The sequence below is a fragment of the Acidovorax sp. 56 genome, from assembly GCF_002749705.1.
In the GTDB taxonomy this organism is placed as follows: Bacteria; Pseudomonadota; Gammaproteobacteria; order Burkholderiales; family Burkholderiaceae_C; genus Acidovorax.
In genome coordinates, this window is the sequence record NZ_PEEV01000001.1 from 1 (window position 1) to 17,129 (window position 17,129).

At 66.5% G+C, this 17,129-nt stretch carries 16 protein-coding genes; 8 read left to right on the forward strand and 8 right to left on the reverse strand.

Features of this window, described 5'->3' with window-relative positions; genetic code table 11:
• From CLU88_RS00005 to CLU88_RS00025, 5 genes are all read right to left on the reverse strand, one after another.
• The coding region (locus CLU88_RS00005; protein WP_099654826.1) for a GNAT family N-acetyltransferase at positions 1-385 on the reverse strand (385 nt) is incomplete at its 3' end.
• A gap of 9 nt (positions 386-394) precedes the next feature.
• Positions 395-2,140: an urease subunit alpha gene (ureC, locus tag CLU88_RS00010; protein ID WP_099654827.1), complete on the reverse strand. Its 1,746-nt coding sequence runs from the start codon at positions 2,138-2,140 to the stop codon at positions 395-397.
• Positions 2,141-2,228: 88 nt separating this feature from the next.
• Positions 2,229-2,534 (reverse strand): urease subunit beta, encoded by a 306-nt coding sequence (locus tag CLU88_RS00015; RefSeq protein ID WP_099654828.1) that lies wholly within the window; start codon positions 2,532-2,534, stop codon positions 2,229-2,231.
• Between the two features lie 24 nt (positions 2,535-2,558).
• Complete coding sequence (locus CLU88_RS00020; protein WP_099654829.1) at positions 2,559-3,164, reverse strand: HupE/UreJ family protein; 606 nt, start codon at positions 3,162-3,164, stop codon at positions 2,559-2,561.
• A 148-nt stretch (positions 3,165-3,312) separates the two neighbouring features.
• The gene (locus CLU88_RS00025) at positions 3,313-3,615 is read right to left on the reverse strand and encodes an urease subunit gamma (RefSeq protein ID WP_099654830.1); all 303 of its coding nucleotides are present in this window, start codon (positions 3,613-3,615) and stop codon (positions 3,313-3,315) included.
• Between the two features lie 291 nt (positions 3,616-3,906).
• Here CLU88_RS00025 and CLU88_RS00030 point away from each other — a divergent pair, with 291 nt between their 5' ends.
• The 4 genes from CLU88_RS00030 to CLU88_RS00045 all read left to right on the forward strand — a co-directional run bounded on the left by CLU88_RS00030 (position 3,907) and on the right by CLU88_RS00045 (position 11,351).
• Positions 3,907-7,590 (forward strand): ATP-binding protein, encoded by a 3,684-nt coding sequence (locus tag CLU88_RS00030; RefSeq protein ID WP_099654831.1) that lies wholly within the window; start codon positions 3,907-3,909, stop codon positions 7,588-7,590.
• Positions 7,587-8,654, forward strand: coding sequence for a response regulator (locus tag CLU88_RS00035; protein ID WP_099654832.1), 1,068 nt, complete (start codon positions 7,587-7,589; stop codon positions 8,652-8,654). The genes CLU88_RS00030 and CLU88_RS00035 overlap by 4 nt, the downstream gene beginning before the upstream one ends.
• A 194-nt stretch (positions 8,655-8,848) precedes the next feature.
• Positions 8,849-10,021 (forward strand): pyridoxal phosphate-dependent aminotransferase, encoded by a 1,173-nt coding sequence (locus tag CLU88_RS00040; protein WP_099654833.1) that lies wholly within the window; start codon positions 8,849-8,851, stop codon positions 10,019-10,021.
• A gap of 163 nt (positions 10,022-10,184) precedes the next feature.
• The gene (locus CLU88_RS00045; RefSeq protein WP_099654834.1) at positions 10,185-11,351 is read left to right on the forward strand and encodes a GGDEF domain-containing protein; all 1,167 of its coding nucleotides are present in this window, start codon (positions 10,185-10,187) and stop codon (positions 11,349-11,351) included.
• Between the two features lie 68 nt (positions 11,352-11,419).
• On the opposite strand, the gene CLU88_RS00050 is transcribed toward CLU88_RS00045, so the two are convergent.
• The 3 genes from CLU88_RS00050 to CLU88_RS00060 are packed head-to-tail and all read right to left on the reverse strand — an operon-like array spanning position 11,420 to position 13,387.
• Complete coding sequence (locus CLU88_RS00050) at positions 11,420-11,968, reverse strand: DUF4184 family protein (protein WP_099654835.1); 549 nt, start codon at positions 11,966-11,968, stop codon at positions 11,420-11,422.
• 26 nt (positions 11,969-11,994) lie between these two features.
• Positions 11,995-12,729: a phytanoyl-CoA dioxygenase family protein gene (locus tag CLU88_RS00055; protein WP_099654836.1), complete on the reverse strand. Its 735-nt coding sequence runs from the start codon at positions 12,727-12,729 to the stop codon at positions 11,995-11,997.
• Entirely contained in the window at positions 12,710-13,387 is a 678-nt protein-coding gene (locus CLU88_RS00060) for a GntR family transcriptional regulator (RefSeq protein ID WP_099654837.1), read from the reverse strand. Before CLU88_RS00060 ends, CLU88_RS00055 begins: the two co-directional genes overlap by 20 nt.
• 451 nt (positions 13,388-13,838) lie before the next feature.
• Between CLU88_RS00060 and CLU88_RS00065 the strand changes: the two genes are divergently transcribed.
• The 4 genes from CLU88_RS00065 (at position 13,839) to CLU88_RS00080 (ending at position 17,123) form a co-directional block, all read left to right on the forward strand.
• Positions 13,839-14,579 carry a DUF969 domain-containing protein gene (locus CLU88_RS00065; RefSeq protein ID WP_099654838.1) on the forward strand — a complete coding sequence of 247 codons (741 nt, stop codon included), beginning with the start codon at positions 13,839-13,841 and terminating at the stop codon, positions 14,577-14,579.
• 11 nt (positions 14,580-14,590) lie between these two features.
• Entirely contained in the window at positions 14,591-15,547 is a 957-nt protein-coding gene (locus CLU88_RS00070) for a DUF979 domain-containing protein (RefSeq protein WP_099654839.1), read from the forward strand.
• Between the two features lie 35 nt (positions 15,548-15,582).
• On the forward strand, positions 15,583-16,254 hold the full coding sequence (gene pcp / locus CLU88_RS00075) for a pyroglutamyl-peptidase I (protein ID WP_099654840.1): 672 nt from the start codon (positions 15,583-15,585) through the stop codon (positions 16,252-16,254).
• Positions 16,255-16,325: 71 nt separating this feature from the next.
• Entirely contained in the window at positions 16,326-17,123 is a 798-nt protein-coding gene (locus CLU88_RS00080; protein WP_099654841.1) for a LamB/YcsF family protein, read from the forward strand.
• Positions 17,124-17,129: the final 6 nt, after the last annotated feature.

Genomic DNA, 17,129 nt, shown 5'->3' on the forward strand with positions numbered 1-17,129 from the left:
GCTGGCTGCCCGTCTCCAGGCTGATGCGCTGGTAGCCCAGGTCCACCGCCTGGCCCAGGATGTGTTCCAGCACCGCACGGCCTACGCCCTGGCCGCGCACGGTGGCGTCGGTGCGCATGGATTTCAGCTCGGCATGTCCGTCTTCTAGGTGCTTGAGTGCCCCTGTGCCCACCAGCCGGCCCGGTGCGGGCGCAGCTTCATCCGGTAGCCACGCTGTCCAGAAGCGAATGTCTGGCTGGCGCAGCCGGGCCATGTCCAGTGCGTGCACGCTTTCGGGCGGCGAGGTGGCGCGCATGTCCTGCAGGTGCTCCTCCATGAATTGCTCGATGCGAGGGTCGCGCAGGTCGTCCAGGCGGATCTGTAGCGTGGGGGCGCTGCTCGTCATCCTGCGGCCTCAGAATAAAAAGTACCGCTGCGCCATGGGCAGCACGGTGGCGGGCTCGCAGGTGAGCAGCTGGCCATCTGCGCGCACCGAATAAGTCTGTGCGTCCACTTCCATCTTGGGCGTGTAGCTGTTGTGCACCATGTCGCGCTTGCGGATGCCACGGATGTTGTGCACGGCGCTCAGCGTCTTGCGCAGGCCAAAGCGCTCGCCAATGCCAGCGTTCAAACCCGCCTGCGACACGAAGGTAAGCGAGGTCTTGGCAATGGCCCCGCCGAACGCGCCGAACATGGGGCGGTAGTGCACGGGCTGGGGTGTGGGGATGGAGGCGTTTGGGTCGCCCATGGCGGCCATGGCGATGAGCCCGCCCTTCAGGATGAGTGCAGGCTTCACGCCAAAGAACGCGGGCTTCCAGATCACGAGGTCGGCCCATTTGCCCACTTCGAGCGAGCCCACCTCATGGGCAATGCCGTGCGCAATGGCGGGGTTGATCGTGTACTTGGCCACGTAGCGCTTGATGCGGAAGTTGTCGTTGCGCTGCAGGATTTCGGCCAGCTCATCGCGGCCCGCAGTGGGGGGCAGCCAGCCGCGCTGCACCTTCATCTTGTGCGCGGTCTGCCAGGTGCGCAGGATGACTTCGCCCACGCGGCCCATGGCCTGGCTGTCGCTGGACATCATGCTGATGGCGCCCAGGTCGTGCAGGATGTCTTCGGCAGCGATGGTCTCCTTGCGGATGCGGCTTTCGGCAAAGGCCAGGTCTTCGGCGATGCTGGCATCGAGGTGGTGGCACACCATGAGCATGTCCACATGCTCGTCCAGCGTGTTGTGCGTATAGGGCATGGTGGGGTTGGTGGAGCTGGGCAGGAAGTTGTCCTCGCCCACCACGCGCAGGATGTCGGGCGCATGGCCGCCGCCCGCACCTTCGGTGTGGAAGGCGCAGATGCCGCGCCCGCCCACGGCGGCGATGGTGTTCTCCACAAAGCCCGATTCGTTGAGCGTGTCGCTGTGGATGGCGACCTGCGTGTCGGTGGCCTCGGCCACGTCCAGGCAGTTGCTGATGGCCGCGGGGGTGGTGCCCCAGTCTTCGTGGAGCTTGAGGCCAATGGCGCCCGCGTTGATCTGCTCGTGCAGCGCATCGGGCAGGCTGGCGTTGCCCTTGCCGAGGAAGCCCAGGTTCATCGGGAAGGCGTCGGCCGCCTGCAGCATGCGTTCCAGGTTGAAGGGGCCGGACGTGCAGGTGGTGGCCAGCGTGCCCGTGGCGGGGCCGGTGCCGCCGCCCAGCATGGTGGTGATGCCGCTGGCCAGGGCCTCTTCAATCTGCTGCGGGCAGATGAAGTGGATGTGGCTGTCGATGCCACCGGCGGTGACGATGTTGCCTTCGCAGCTGATGACCTCGGTGCCCGGGCCGATGATGATGTCTACGCCGGGTTGCACATCAGGGTTGCCTGCCTTGCCGATGGCGGCGATGCGACCAGCGCGCAGGCCAATGTCGGCTTTGAAGATGCCGGTGTGGTCAATGACGAGGGCGTTGGTCAGCACCGTATCCACCGCCCCTTGTGCATTGGTGCGCTGGCTTTGCGCCATGCCGTCGCGGATGGTTTTTCCGCCGCCAAACTTCACTTCTTCGCCATAGCTGCCTGCGCGCAGGGTGTAGTCGGCCTCGACTTCGAGAAGGAGTTCGGTGTCGGCCAGGCGCACGCGGTCGCCCACGGTGGGGCCGAACATTTCGGCGTAGGCGCGTCGTCCAATGGTTGCCATGGGGGTGCTCCGCAAGAACTGGGTACTATGTTTTTGATAGCTTCTAGCGCTTATTCAGTGAGCGCTAGAGGCTGTTTTTGTTCAATGTTCAGAGCGCGCCGTGTGTCAGGCCCTGAAAGCCAAACACCTTACGCTCGCCCGCGTAGTCCACCAGCTCCACGGTGCGCTCCTGGCCGGGCTCAAAGCGCACGGCGGTGCCTGATGCGATGTTCAGCCGCATGCCGCGCGCGGCGGCGCGGTCAAAGCCCAGGGCGTTGTTGGTTTCTGCAAAGTGGTAGTGCGAGCCGACCTGGATGGGGCGGTCAGCCATGTTGCGCACCACCAGCGTGAGGGTGCGGCGGCCGGTGTTGAGCAGGTGCTCGCCGGGTTCGGTGATGAGTTCGCCAGGGATCATGGGGGCTCCAGATCAAATGAAGGCTTAGGCCATTTGCGCCAGCAGCGCGCCACCCATCAGGGCCACGGCCACGCCAGCGGCGCGGCTGATCCACACGGTACGCTGGCGCAGCGCCCAGCCTGCCGCCAGGCCTGCGCCATGCAGCAGCACGGTGGCGGCCAGCATGCCTGCCAGGGTTTGCCAGGCGCTGCTGCTGCCTGTCAGCTCTACGCCATGGGCCACGCCATGGAACACAGCAAACACGCCCGCGCCCAGCGCGGCCACGATGCCCGGCACGCGCAGGCGGGATACGACGAGAAGGCCCGTGGCCAGCAGCGACGCCGCAATCATGGGCTCCACCGCAGGCAGTGCCACGCCTTGCAAGCCCAGCACCGCGCCCGCCAGCAGCATGGCCGCAAAGCCCACGGGGCCCCAAAGCAGTTCGCGACCGGCGCCGCGCGCGGCCAGGGCGCTCCACAGGCCCACGGCCACCATGGCGGCCAAGTGGTCCAGGCCGAACAGGGGGTGCACAAAGCCGCTGATGAAACCGCTGTGGCTGTGGGCTTCTACGCCTGTATGGGCGCTAGCGCTCATAGATAAAGCGCTGGCAGCTATCAGAAAGAGAGCGGATTTGGTGCGGGAGAGGTTCATGTGAAAGGACTCCTGAAAGTGAAAACTGGCGTGGTCTAGGCCAGCGGCCGCCGCGCAAGGGCCGCCGAGCCGCGCAGGCGGCGCTTCGCTTGCGTGCGCTGGCGGCGTCCCCCTCGGGGGAAGGCGCCGAAGGCGACACCGGGGGGCTTCATAAAATCGGCTGGTGCACTGTGACCAGCTTGGTGCCATCGGGGAAGGTGGCCTCGACCTGGATGTCCGGGATCATCTCGGCGATGCCATCCATTACGTCGGCTCGGGTCAGCACGGTGCGGCCCTCGCTCATGAGTTGCGCCACGGTCTTGCCGTCGCGCGCGCCCTCCATCACGGCAGCACTGATCAGGGCCATGGCCTCGGGGTAGTTGAGCTTCAGGCCCCGGGCCTTGCGACGCTCGGCCAGCAGGGCGGCGGTGAAGATCAAGAGCTTGTCTTTTTCGCGAGGAGTCAGTTCCATTTCGTTTCACTCAATACTGGGGTCAATGGCTCGCCCGACCGCTGGTGCGGCCGAACGCGAGGGGTCAGTTCCATTTCGTTCCGCGTAGCCTGTCTACAGTGGGTCTCATGCGAGTGGGCATGTCGCGCACGACGCAAGGCCATTTCATGGTGCACTAGCGCCGATGAATGTGGCAAGTATGTGAATAGTGGCCAGCAAGCCCCGTGCCCGCAATACGCCGTTTGGCCCACGCGGACGCGGTACGTCGCGGGGCGTGCTGCCGTGGCATGGAACCTGCACCCTGGCTCACCCATGTCCACGCCCCCCGCAACCCCTGCCGATCCTGGCCAGCCACCACAGCAGGTCGTCAAGGTGCGCCGCGACTACAACAGTTGGGTGGCCACCGAGACCATGGAGGACTACGCGCTGCGCTACGCCCCGCAGCGCTTTCGCAAGTGGTCGGAATGGCGGGTGGCCAACACCGCGTTTGGGGCGGCGTCGTTCCTGATCCTGGAGGCCGTGGGCGCCACGCTGCTGGTGCAGTACGGCTTCATCAATGCCTTCTGGGCCATCGTGGCCACGGGGCTCATCATCTTCCTGGCGGGGCTGCCCATCAGCGTGTATGCGGCGCGCTATGGGGTGGACATGGACCTGCTCACGCGCGGGGCGGGTTTTGGCTACATCGGCTCCACGCTCACCTCGCTCATCTACGCCAGCTTCACTTTCATCTTCTTCGCGCTCGAAGCCGCCGTCATGGCCTATGCGCTGGAGCTGGCGCTCGACATTCCGCCGCGCTGGGGCTACCTGATTTGTGCGTTGGTGGTGATCCCGCTGGTCACGCATGGCGTGTCGGCCATCAGCCGCCTGCAGGTATGGACGCAGCCGTTGTGGCTGGTGATGCTGGTGGTGCCGTTTGGGGTGGTGTTGCTGCGCGATCCTGGTGCGTTTTCAGGAGTGGTGCACTACGGTGGTGAATCTGCGCTGGGAAATCGCTTCCAATTGCCCATGTTTGGTGCGGCCCTCACGGTCGGCATTGCGCTCATCACCCAGATGGGGGAGCAGGCCGACTACCTGCGCTTCATGCCTGCGCCCGTGCCGGGCCAGCGCGGGCGCTGGTGGCTGGGCGTGCTGGTGGGTGGGCCGGGCTGGGTGGTGCTGGGCGTGCTCAAGATGCTGGGCGGGGCGCTGCTGGCCTATTTGGCGCTCACCCACATGGTGCCGGTGGAGCGCGCGGTAGACCCGAACCAGATGTACCTGGCGGCGTACGAGTACGTCTTTCCGAACTACGGCTGGGCGGTGGCGGCCACGGCGCTGTTTGTGGTGGTGTCGCAGCTCAAGATCAACGTGACCAATGCCTACGCGGGGTCGCTCGCGTGGTCCAACTTCTTCTCGCGCCTCACGCACAGCCACCCCGGGCGGGTGGTGTGGGTGGTGTTCAACACGCTCATTGCCTTCATGCTGATGGAGATGAACGTATTCCGCGCCATGGGCGAGGTGCTGGGGCTGTACTCCAACATCGCCATCGCCTGGATCATGTCGGTGGTGGCCGACCTCGTCATCAACAAGCCGCTGGGCCTGTCGCCCAAGGGCATCGAGTTCAAGCGCGCGCATCTGTACGACATCAACCCGGTGGGCGTGGGGGCGATGGCGCTGGCATCTGTCGTCTCCATCAGCGCGCACTTGGGGCTGTTTGGCCCGCTGCCGCAGGCGTTCTCGGCGGTGATTGCCATGGCCGTGGCTTTTGTCACCGCGCCGCTCATTGCCTGGGCCACGGGCGGCAAGTACTACATTGCCCGCCAAAGCGAGCCGGTGGCCGTGCCCATGCACGGCCCGGTGCCCGGGACAAGGTCCAGCGACACGGTGGCCGACCTGGGCAGCTACCAGCGCCTGGTGGTGCAGCGCTGCGTGGTGTGCGAGCGCGAATACGAAGCCCCCGACATGGCCCAGTGCCCCGCCTACCGGGGCGCGATCTGCTCGCTGTGCTGCACGCTGGATGCGCGCTGTGGCGACCTGTGCAAGCCCCACGCCAGCATGGCTGTGCAATGGTCTGCCGCGCTGCGCTGGGTGCTGCCGCGGGCGGTGTGGCGCTACCTGGACACGGGCCTGGGGCACTTTTTGCTGCTGATGCTGGTGATTGCCCCGCTGCTGGCCGCCGTGATGGGGCTGCTGTACCACCAGGAGCTCAACACCATCGCCCAGGCCATGACGGACACCGATGTGCTGGCCGCGCCCGAGGTGGCCTTGCGCTCAGGCTTGCTCAAGGCGTACCTCGCGCTGCTGGTCATCTCGGGCATCGTGGCCTGGTGGCTGGTGCTGGCGCACAAAAGCCGCCAGGTGGCGCAAGAAGAATCGAATCGCCAGACAGGTCTGCTGGTGCGCGAAATTGAACTGCACCGCCAGACCGACGAGGCCCTGCAAACCGCCCGCAGCGTGGCCGAGCAAGCGCGCCAGCAGGCCGAAGATGCACGGGCCCTGGCCGACCAGGCGAACCAGGCCAAGAGCCGCTACATCAGCGCCATCAGCCACGAGATCCGCACACCGCTCAACTCCATCCTGGGCTATGCGCAGCTCATGGGCGAGGACCCTGCGGTGCCCGCGCACCGCAAGCAGGCGGTGCACGTCATCCGGCGCGGCGGCGAGCATCTGCTCTCGCTCATCGAGGGCACGCTGGACATCGCCCGCATCGAGTCGGGCAAGCTCACGCTCGATGTCGCCCCCATGCGCTTTGCCGATGGCCTGCACGAAATGGCGGGCCTGTTCGAGCTGCAGGCCGCCGCCAAGGGGCTGGCGTTTCAGTTCGATGTGCAGGGCGTGATCCCCGAGGTGGTGCGGGCCGACGACAAGCGCCTGCGGCAAATCCTCATCAACCTGCTGGGCAACGCCATCAAGTTCACCGCGCGCGGCACCGTCACGCTGCGGGTGCGCTACGCCCGCGAGATGGCCCGCATCGACGTGCAAGACACCGGGCCGGGGCTGACGCCGCAAGAGATCGAGCGCATTTTTGAGCCCTTCACCCGAGGGGGCTCGGCGGCTGGGGCCAGCGCCACGGGGGCACCCGGCGCCGGGCTGGGCCTGACCATTGCCAAGATGCTCACCGCGCTGATGGGCGGCGAGCTGACGGTGACCAGCCAGCCCGGCGTGGGCTCGGTCTTTCACGTCAAACTCTTTTTGCCCGAGGTGCATGCCGATGCCCTGGGCAAGGCCGGGGTGGCAGCCTTGCCGCGCCCCGCCAGGGCCCGCACCGGTTACGTGGGCGAGCGCCGCCGCATCCTGGTGGTAGACAACGAAGAGCCCGACCGCGAGCTGCTGCGCCAGTTGCTGGAGCCCTTGGGCTTTGAGCTGCGCCAGGCCGCCAGCGGCCACGATGCGCTGGACCTGCTGGCCACCGGCTACCGGCCCCACGCCATCTTCATGGATCTTGCCATGCCCGGCATTGACGGGTGGGAGACCATTCGCCGCATCCGCGCGCAGGGCTGGGCTGAAGGGGCTGCAGAGGGTGGCGAGGGCGGCACGGACAGGGAAGGCGCCTGCATCGCCGTGGTGTCGGCCAACGCGTTTGACAAGACGCTGGAGAACGACGCAGGCATCCGCCCTGAAGACTTCATCGTCAAGCCCGTGCGCCACACCGAGCTGCTGGACTGGCTGGAGCGCCGGCTGGAGCTGGTGTGGCTGGAGGCGCCTGCGGCTGCACCACAGCCCGCAACGTTGCCTGCCCCTGCCCCTGTCTCCGCCACCGCCCCGCAGTCCGTTGACGCCGCCCCGGTGGTGGCTCCTGCTGCGGCCCCGGGGGCGGCCATCGCCCGTCCCCCCGCTGCCTTGTTGGGCGACCTGGCCCAGTCGGTATCCTTGGGCTACTACCGTGGCATCTTGAATGCCCTTGCCGACATCGAGCGCCAGCACCCCGAGCACGCGCCCTTTGTGCTGCACATGCGGCAACTGGCGCAGCAATTCCAATTCGATGCCATGGGCCAGATCCTGGAGCACACCCCACCATGAATGCGCCTTCCCCCGCATCCACTGCCCCCGTGACCCCAACAGGCATGCTTGACCGCACCGACAGCGATGTGGTGCTGATCGTGGACGACGTGCCCGACAACCTGGCCGTGCTGCACGACGCACTCGACGAATCCGGCTACACCGTGCTGGTGGCCATGCATGGTGAAGCTGCGCTGCAGCGTGCCGCACAGGCCCTGCCCGACATCGTGCTGCTCGATGCCATGATGCCCGGCATGGACGGCTTTGAAGTCGCCCGCCGCCTCAAAGCATCGCCCGCCACAGCGCACATCCCCATCATCTTCATGACCGGCCTGACCGAGACCGAGCACTTGGTGGCCGCGCTGGAGGCAGGGGGCATCGACTACGTCACCAAACCCATCAAGCCCCGCGAGGTGATGGCCCGCATGCAGGTGCACCTGGGCGCCGCCCGCAAGGCCCGGCAAGACGCCCGCCAGGCCCGCGAGGCCCGCAACGCGCTTGACGCCTTTGGCTACGCCAGCATCACCGTGCGCGCTGCCGATGGGCGCATCGTGTGGCAAACCCCGCTGGCGCGGGAACTGCTGCAAAGCTACTTTGGCGAGGTGGGGCCCGATGGCGCACCGACCGCTTACGGTCAGTGGGCGCCTGAGCCCGTGCAAGCCTGGCTGCGCCGCCATGTGCTGGCCGACAACGCCGCCGAGCTGCTGGCCGCATCGCTGGCCGAGCCACCGCGCCTGGCGGTAGAGCAGGGCGCCCGCCGCCTCACCTTCCGGCTGCACCAGCAGGCGGGCGACAGCGCGGGCGGCGGCGACTGGCTGATCGTGATGCGCGAGGTGTCCGATGCAAAAATCATCGAATCCATGAGCCTGTCCTTCAAGCTCACCGCCCGCGAGGCTGAGGTGCTGTACTGGGTGGTCAAGGGCAAGATCAACCGCGACATTGGCGACATCCTGGGGGCCAGCCCCGCCACCGTGAAGAAACACCTGGAGCGCGTGTTCGCCAAGCTGGGCGTGGAGACCCGCACGGCGGCCGCGGCGATGGCGATGAACCGCATCCGGCAGCTGCATCCGCAGTTTGAGGGGTGACTTGGGAAATTAAAGGCATTTGGTGCTCTAGCGCTTTCTGAATAAGCGCTAGCAGCTATGTTTTTGATAGTGGAATGTCGTATCCCGGACGCCCGCTGCACTGCCCATGCCGCTGCGCTCGGCCCCGCCGAATTACATTGGGGCCCTTGCCTCGCTTGATCCACCCACCGCCGACCGCTGAAGGACCCCGCTGCATGCGCCAAGTCATTGCCAACCTGGAAGCTTCCAAAATCCGTGAAATCGCCAACGCTGGCATGGGGCGCAAAGACGTGCTGGCCTTCTGGTTTGGCGAGAGCGATGAAGTCACCCCCGGCGTGATCCGCCGCGCCGCCATCGAGTCGCTGGAAAGCGGCGAAACCTTCTATTCGCAGAACTGCGGCCTGCCCGAGCTGCGCGAATCGCTGGCGCAGTACATGGGGGAGTCGCACCCCACGGCAGGCGTGGATGCCGGCCGCATCGTGGTCACCTCGGGCGGGGTCAGCGCGCTCATGCTGGCGGTGCAGGCGCTGGTGGATGCGGGCGATGAGGTCGTCATCGTCACGCCCGTGTGGCCCAACCTGGTGGCGCAGCCCACCATCATGGGGGCGCAGGTGCGTTGCGTGCCGCTGCGGCCGCAGGGCGGCGCGTGGGGGCTCGATCTGCCCACGCTGTTGGGCGCCATCACGGCGCGCACCAAGCTGCTCATCGTCAACGCGCCCAACAACCCCACGGGCTGGACGCTGACGCGCGACGAGCAGCAGCAAATCCTGGCGCATTGCCGCAGCACCGGCACCTGGATCCTGGCCGACGAGGTCTACGAAAAGCTCTACTACGAGCCCACCGCCCACGGCTGCGCGCCCAGCTTCCTGGACGTGGCCGCGCCCGACGATCGCCTGCTGGTGGCGCACAGCTTTTCCAAAAGCTTTTTGATGACCGGCTGGCGCCTGGGCTGGCTGGTGCTGCCCGAGGTGCTGGTCGATGCCATGGGCAAGCTGATCGAGTTCAACACCTCGTGCGCCAGTGTGTTCACCCAGCGCGCGGCGCTGGCCGCGCTGGCCTACCGCAAAGAGATCACGCCCCGCGTGGTGGAGCATTTCAAAACCTGCCGCGACACCCTGGTGCCCCTGCTGGCCGCCGTGCCCGGCGTGCAGGTGGCTGCGGCACATGGCGGCATGTACGCGTTTTTCCGACTCGAAGGGTTTGACGATTCCATGACCGTGGCCAAGCGCCTGGTGGCCGAGGCTGGCCTGGGCCTGGCCCCGGGCGATGCTTTTGCCCCCGAGGCCCAGGGCTGGTTGCGCTGGTGCTTTGCCTCCAAAGACCCCTCGCGCCTGGTCGAGGGTGTGCGCCGCTTGCGGGCGTGGCTGGAGCTGCAGCGGGCGCTTTGAAGTCGCTGCCGTCGGGCCGCCTTTCCTGTTCGCCACATAAGCGGTGCGCACGCACTTGAGCACCGCCACCCCCAAGTCCCAGCATGGGACCGCTCTGCCATGGGGTGTTGCCTGTAACAGAAAGTGAATAAACTCACAGCCTCTTCGTGCTCCGTGTGACTTGATGCCTTCCCTCGATCTGCGTTCGCTGGCTGCCATGTCCGGCATCATGGCTGTGGTGCTGGGCTTGGTGCTGCTCGGGGTGCGCGCGAATTTTCCTGCGTCCATCCGGGGCCTGCGCTATTGGGGGCTGGCGCCGCTGCTGTGTGCGTCGTCCACGGTGCTGTTCGTGCTCAGCGGCGTGCTGCCCAACTGGTTGTTGGTGCTGGCAGGCAATGGGCTGCTGATGGTGGGGTTTGCCTTCTTTTTGTTTGGCAGTCAGCGGTTTTTTGGCCAGCCCGTGGCGTGGCGGCGGTGGGGCATGGTGGCCGCAGGCGCGCTGTCCCTCATGGCGGTGTTTTTGTGGGTGCAGCCCGACTACCGCTTGCGCGTGTTGGTGTTCACCAGCACCTTGGCGCTGGTGTGCGTGGTGCATGTGCGCTTGCTGTTGCACCACGGCCAGGGGTTTTCCAGCCGTCTGGCGGCCGGGGTGCTGGCGGCCCAGGTACTGGTGCTGGTGGGGCGCGGCGTGTCTTCGCTGTGGCTGGACAGCGCAGATTCAGACCGCTTTGCGCCCTCGTTGGCGCAGACGGCCTACCTGGGGGCCTTCAGCTTTTCGGTGTTGCTCGTCAGCGTGGGGGTGCTGCTGATGGCCAGCGAGCGGGTGCGCTCAGAGTTTGAGCACCTGGCCACGCACGACAGCCTGACCGGTGCGCTGGCGCGCCGTGCTTTGCTGGAGCTGGCCGCCATGGAGATGCAGCGCTGGCAGCGTTACCAGCAGCCGTTTGCGGTGTTCATGCTGGATGTGGACCACTTCAAGCAAATCAACGACACGCACGGCCACCTGGTGGGGGACGCTGTGCTGCGCGATTTGGTCACCCAGGTGCGTGCCGCTCTGCGCGGCGCAGACCGGCTGGGGCGCTATGGGGGCGAAGAGTTTCTGGTGCTGATGCCGGGCACCGATCTGGCCGCTGCCCAAGTGGTGGCCGAGCGGGTGGCTGCCACCGTGCGCAGCGCTGCGCCCCAGGCCCCAGCCCCCCACTGCACCGTCAGCATCGGGGTGGCTGCCGTGCAGGCGGGCGATGCCACGTTTGAGCTGCTGCTGGCCCGTGCCGATGCGGCCTTGTACCAGGCGAAATCCAGCGGGCGCGACCGGGTGGTGGTGGCCCCGGCAGATGTGGTGCTTTTTTAAGTCAAATGGGCCTGTAGCGCTTTGAAATAAAGCGCTAGCAGCTATAAAAAATATAGCTGCCGATGTTTCTAGGGTGGTGTGTGCGATGCGCCGATGCCAGGGCGTTTGCGCCCCAGCCAGCGCCTTGCCACCCACGCCGCTGCGCCCGCCACCATGCCTGCCACGCACAGCCCGTGCAGGGTAGACAGCGACACCCAGGCGTACAGGCCATTGGCGTCAGACCATGGCGCCCAGGGCGTGATGTCGGCGTGCATCACGCTGTCCAGCACCACATGCGACCAGGTGCCTGCCAGGGCGCTGAGCAATACCGTACCTGGCCGCCACTGCTCGCCCTCGCTCAGCCATGCCACGCGGTGGTGCTGCACCTCCAGGTTCCAGCGCCGCAGTAAAGGGCGGCACAGCCAGGGCGCCAGCACGGCCGTGGCCAGCGCGATGGGCACCGCGCCCAGGTAGGTGTGTGTGGGGCCATGCAGCACGGCCGCGCCGCGCAGCATGCCCACCAGCGGCTCAATGTCCATCGCCACCTGGGCAATGCCGAAGGTAAGCACGCTGAAGTGGCGCCCGGCCACGGCCTTGAGGGCCAGGCCTGCGCCCATGTGAAAAGGGGTGAAGGGCATGGGGTTGCAGGGGTGAAGTGATGCCGTCAGACGGCGGTGGGCCACTGCAGCCCATGGGGCAGGGCGGTGGGGCCAAACACAAAATGCAGCACGCGCCTGCGGCCTGTGCCCGTGGATTTGGACGATGCGTGCACCAGCAGCGGGCGCATCAGCAGCGCAGTCCCTGCGGGTGCGGTGCACACTGCCTCGGTGCCTTGCTGGCGCAAGGTGGCCATGGCGGCGGGCGAGAGGTGGCCGTGGGTGTGCGTGCCGGGCAGCACGCGCAGCGGCCCGTCGCTGGGCCCGCAGTCATCCAGGTGCAGCCGCACGGCCACCATGTGCGCCAGCCACGCGGCGGGTGGCTGCACAAACCAGTGCCCCTCTTTGGCCGACCAGCCCTGCCAGCCGGGTGCGGCCACCTGCTGGGCCACGGGCACGCTCAGGTCCTGGTGCGGGGCCACCAGCCAGTTGCGGTGGGCGGTCTTTTCAAAATAGGTGCACTGCACGGCCCGCGCATCGGCGGGCAGGCAGGCGGCAATGTTGGGGTGGGCGCGCAGCTGTTGGGCCAGGGCGGCGCACCAGGGCTGTGCCAGCATGTTGCGCGTTCCGCCCGAAAGGGTGTGGGCGGTTGCCTCGTCTCGGCTTGCCATCGCGGCCAGTGCCTGGCATTGCGGGGCTGGCACGGCGTCTTCCACCAAGGCATACCCGTGGGCCCCAAACGCCTGGGCGGCAGCGCCGCAGCCCGGCGTGCCCAGGCCCTGCTTACTTGGGCTGTCCGCCATCCGAAATCCGCCGTGCATACACCGCCAGCACGATGCGCTCGGAATGCACCAGGTACTCGTTGAGTGCGGCAGACGCCTCTTGCAGCTTGCCTGCCTCGAACAGCTCCAGGATGTTCACGTTCATCTCTACATACGGCATGTGCAGAAACTCCGGGTCGTTGAGCAGGCCAAAGGCCAGCCGCAGCTCGGCCAGCAGGTGCGAGAAGACCACGTTCAGGCGCTCGCTGTCGGCCAGCTCCACGATGGCCATGTGGAACTCCATGTTGGCCGTGCCCACGCCCTGCCAGTCGCCTGCATCGCGGCAGCGCAGGGCCATTTCCACGGCGTCGCGCAGGTGCTTTTTGGCGGGGTGGCGGGGGTAGGCCTGGGCCAGTGCCTGGCATTCGATCAGCCGACGCACGCGGTAGATGTCGATGATGGACGCGATGCTGGGGATGGCCACAAACACGCCCCGGTTGGGCTCGTGCTTGAGCAGCCCTTCTTTGGTCAGCAGGCGGAACACCTCGCGCAGGGTGTTGCGCGATATCTCCAGGCTCTCGCTCAGGGCCGCTTCGGACAGGCGCTGGCCCGGCGTGAACTCCCCGTGCACGATCTTCTGGCGGATCAGCTCCGCCATGCGGTCATTCAGTGTTTGGGGGTTGCTCAGTTCTGACTTCATGCCCGGATGGTAAGGGGAAAGAAGCCCCGCCCCCGCGCACTTTGGGGACCCCTTGGGCGCATTTGCAGGGCCCCTCCGGCACCCGCTGGGCGCGCCGGTCAGAGACGCGCGCAGCGGTTGCTGGCGTCCCAAACCCCACAGTTTGTGCGGAAACCGAGGGTTTTTACTGAGGGTGTGGGTGCTGCTTTGTTGGGCAGAATCGACAAATCGTAAAACAACTGAATATTTTTTGTTCAACAAAAATTATTCGATTGCCACTCAATGGTGCATGTTTTGTTCGTTGATATGGCATGCAAGTTGCATGGCGAGAGGCAGCTGGCTGCGTGCTGGGGACTTTGGGGTCTGCACGCAGCGGCAGAGGAAAAGCGCGCGCAGCGGTGCCTGTGCCCTGGTTCAGGGGGCAGGGCTGTGCGGGGTGTTTGTGTGTCTGTGTGCTCAATGAAGGATCAACATGCTTAGTGACGTCAATCTGTGGCCGCTCATCGGGGTGGCCATCATCATCGTGGGCTTTGTCCTGCGGTTTAACCCCATGCTGGTCGTGATCGTCACGGCCGTGGGCACCGCCCTGGCAGCCGGGTTTCCCATCGACAAAATCCTCGCCACCATCGGCACGGGCTTTATCAAGACGCGCAACCTGCCGCTCATCATCTTGCTGCCCCTGGCGGTGATTGGCCTGCTCGAGCGCCACGGCCTGCGCCAGCATGCGCAAAACTGGATCAGCTCCATCAAGTCGGCCACGGCAGGCCGCCTGCTCATCGTGTACCTGGCTGCGCGCCAGCTCACCGCTGCCATTGGCCTGACCAGCTTGGGCGGCCACCCGCAAATGGTGCGCCCGCTGCTGGCGCCCATGGCCGAAGGCGCCACCGAGGCGCGCTACGGCACGCTGCCTGAGCGCATTCGCCACAAGCTGCGCGCCTTCTCGGCTGCCACAGACAACGTGGGCCTGTTCTTTGGCGAAGACATCTTCGTCGCCTTCGGAGCCATCGTGCTGATGACCACCTTCCTGCACGAAGCGGGCATTGATGTAGAGCCGCTGCACGTCGCGTTCTGGGGCATCCCCACCGCCATCTGCGCGTTTGCCATCCACGCTTGGCGCCTGTACCGCCTGGACGGCGTGCTGGCCCGTGAGCTGAAGGCCGAAGGCATCGAGCCGTTGTCCGCTGCTGCGGCTTCTTCCAACAAAGCCGCCTGAGGAGCGCCGCCATGATTCTCTCCATCCAATACCTGTACTACCTGGTGGGCGCCGTGCTGGCCCTCACGTCCATTGCCACCTTCACCGATGGCAGCAACCCCAAGCGCGTGAGCAGCGGCTTGTTCTGGGGCCTGTATGCCCTCGTCTTCTTGGTGGGCGACCAGTTGCCCCCGCTGTGGGTGGGCGTGGGCGCCGTGGCCATGGCGCTGATTGCGGGCTTTGGCGGCGTGGCCGGTGGCCAGCACAAAAGCCCCAGCGTGGCCGAATACGCGGCCAGCGCCAAGCGCCTGGGCAACAAGCTGTTTGCCCCAGCCCTGGCGATTCCGCTGGTCACCATGATCGGTACCCTGTCGGCCAAGCACTTGTCGATAGGCGGCGTGCCGCTGCTGGACCCCAAGAACACCACGCTGGTGAGTCTGGGCGTGGGCTGCGTTCTGTCGCTGGCGCTGGTGTGCTGGCTGACGCGTGAAACCCCTGCACAGGGCATGCGCGAATCGCGCCGCCTGACCGATGCCCTGGGCTGGGCCCTGGTGCTGCCGCAAATGCTGGGCATGCTGGGCCTGGTGTTCTCGGACGCGGGTGTGGGCAAGGCCGTGGCCTACGTCACCACCACCTACATCAACATGGACCTGCGTTTTGTGGCCGTGGCTGTGTACGTAGTGGGCATGGCGCTGTTCACCATCATCATGGGCAACGGCTTTGCCGCCTTCCCGGTGATGACGGGTGGCGTGGGCGTGCCTGTGCTGGTGGGCGTGTACCACGGTGACCCCGCCGTGATGGCGGCCATTGGCATGCTGTCGGGCTATTGCGGCACACTGCTGACGCCGATGGCCGCCAACTTCAACATCGTGCCTGCTGCGCTGCTGGAGCTGCCAGACAAGAACGCCGTCATCCGCGCCCAGGTGCCCACGGCCCTGGCACTGCTCACGGCCAACGTGTTTTTGCTGTACTTCCTGATGTTCCGCTAACCCTAGTTAATCCCCATTAACTCCAAGGAAACACCATGACGCAGAACGTGCTGCTCACCGGCTTTGAGCCGTTTGACAAAGACCCGCTCAACCCCTCGTGGGAAGTGGCCCGCGCGCTGGACGGCTGGCAACCAGCCACACCGGCATCCGCCGGGGGGGCCTGCACCGTGCGCGCTGTGCAGCTGCCCTGCGTCTTTGGCGATGCCATAGCCCGCCTGGAGCAGGCGGTTGCGCAGTGGCGCCCCACGCTGGTGATCTGCCTGGGCCTGGCCGGTGGGCGCACCGAGATCACGCCCGAGCGCGTGGCCATCAACGTGGACGACGCCCGCATCCCCGACAACGCCGGGCGCCAGCCGGTGGACACGGCGGTGCACACCGATGGCCCGGCCGCGTACTTCGCCACCTTGCCCATCAAGGCCATGGTGCGCGACATGCGCGCCCAGGGCGTGCCCGCTGCGGTGTCCAACACCGCAGGCACCTTTGTGTGCAACCACATCTTCTATGCGCTGATGCACCACCTGGCCACGGGGGCAGGGGGCGTACGCGGTGGCTTTATCCATGTGCCCACCTTGCCTGAGCTGGCGGCATTGCACCCCGGCATGCCCAGCATGGCCTTGGCCACGCAGGTACGCGGCTTGCAAGTGGCCATCGAAACCGCGCTGGCCGTGCAGGCCGATGTGCGCGAAGTGGGCGGCGCGTTGCACTGAGCCTGGCGCACCCCGCTGATTGACGACGCTGGCCGCGCGCACCTTGCACGCGGCAGCACCTGGAGAACACGATGACAACGATGGACCTCAACAGCGACCTGGGCGAAAGCCTGGGCGCCTGGACGATGGGCGATGACGCCGCCATGCTGGAGATTGTCAGCAGCGCCAATGTGGCCTGCGGCTTTCATGCGGGCGACCCTGTCGGCATATTGCAAACCCTGCGCGCCGCCGCAGCGCGCGGCGTGGTGGTAGGCGCCCACGTGGCCTACCCAGACCTCAAGGGCTTTGGCCGTCGCAGCATGGACATCTCCAGCGCCGAGCTGGTGGCCGATGTGATCTACCAGATTGGTGCCCTGCAAGGGCTGGCGGCGGCTGCGGGCACTGCGGTGCGCTACGTCAAGCCGCACGGCGCGCTCTACAACACCATTGCCCAAGATGCCCGCCAGGCCAAGGACGTGATCACTGCCCTTCGCGCTATCAACCCGCAGTTAACCCTGGTGGCCCTGGCCGGATCGCCCCTGGTGCAGTGGGCCCGCGATGCGGGCCTGCGCGTGGTGTCCGAAGCCTTTGCCGACCGTGCCTACACCCCGCAGGGCGCGCTGGTGTCGCGCCGCGAAAAAGGCGCCGTGCTGCACGACCCCGAAGTGATTGCCCAGCGCATGGTGCGCCTGGTGCGCGAGGGCGTGGTCGAAGCCATTGACGGTAGCACCGTGCGCATCGAGGCCGACTCGATCTGCGTGCACGGCGACAGCCCCGATGCCGTGGGCATTGCGCGAGAGCTGCGCAAGCGCTTTGAGGCCGATGGCATCAAGATCGCTTCGTTCATGGCCCCATTCATGGCCCCTTCCATGGCCGCGGCCCAGGGGTAAGGCGGC

Bases quoted from the DNA above. Each gene is read 5' to 3' on its own strand.
- CLU88_RS00030 (WP_099654831.1), top strand. From the start codon at position 3,907: ATGTCCACGCCCCCCGCAACCCCTGCCGATCCTGGCCAGCCACCACAG.
- CLU88_RS00045 (WP_099654834.1), top strand. From the start codon at position 10,185: ATGCCTTCCCTCGATCTGCGTTCGCTGGCTGCCATGTCCGGCATCATG.
- CLU88_RS00035 (WP_099654832.1), top strand. From the start codon at position 7,587: ATGAATGCGCCTTCCCCCGCATCCACTGCCCCCGTGACCCCAACAGGC.
- CLU88_RS00050 (WP_099654835.1), bottom strand. From the start codon at position 11,968: ATGCCCTTCACCCCTTTTCACATGGGCGCAGGCCTGGCCCTCAAGGCC.
- CLU88_RS00065 (WP_099654838.1), top strand. From the start codon at position 13,839: ATGCTTAGTGACGTCAATCTGTGGCCGCTCATCGGGGTGGCCATCATC.
- CLU88_RS00020 (WP_099654829.1), bottom strand. From the start codon at position 3,164: ATGAACCTCTCCCGCACCAAATCCGCTCTCTTTCTGATAGCTGCCAGC.
- CLU88_RS00060 (WP_099654837.1), bottom strand. From the start codon at position 13,387: ATGAAGTCAGAACTGAGCAACCCCCAAACACTGAATGACCGCATGGCG.
- ureC (WP_099654827.1), bottom strand. From the start codon at position 2,140: ATGGCAACCATTGGACGACGCGCCTACGCCGAAATGTTCGGCCCCACC.
- CLU88_RS00055 (WP_099654836.1), bottom strand. From the start codon at position 12,729: ATGGCGGACAGCCCAAGTAAGCAGGGCCTGGGCACGCCGGGCTGCGGC.
- CLU88_RS00015 (WP_099654828.1), bottom strand. From the start codon at position 2,534: ATGATCCCTGGCGAACTCATCACCGAACCCGGCGAGCACCTGCTCAAC.
- CLU88_RS00025 (WP_099654830.1), bottom strand. From the start codon at position 3,615: ATGGAACTGACTCCTCGCGAAAAAGACAAGCTCTTGATCTTCACCGCC.
- CLU88_RS00040 (WP_099654833.1), top strand. From the start codon at position 8,849: ATGCGCCAAGTCATTGCCAACCTGGAAGCTTCCAAAATCCGTGAAATC.
- CLU88_RS00070 (WP_099654839.1), top strand. From the start codon at position 14,591: ATGATTCTCTCCATCCAATACCTGTACTACCTGGTGGGCGCCGTGCTG.
- CLU88_RS00080 (WP_099654841.1), top strand. From the start codon at position 16,326: ATGACAACGATGGACCTCAACAGCGACCTGGGCGAAAGCCTGGGCGCC.
- pcp (WP_099654840.1), top strand. From the start codon at position 15,583: ATGACGCAGAACGTGCTGCTCACCGGCTTTGAGCCGTTTGACAAAGAC.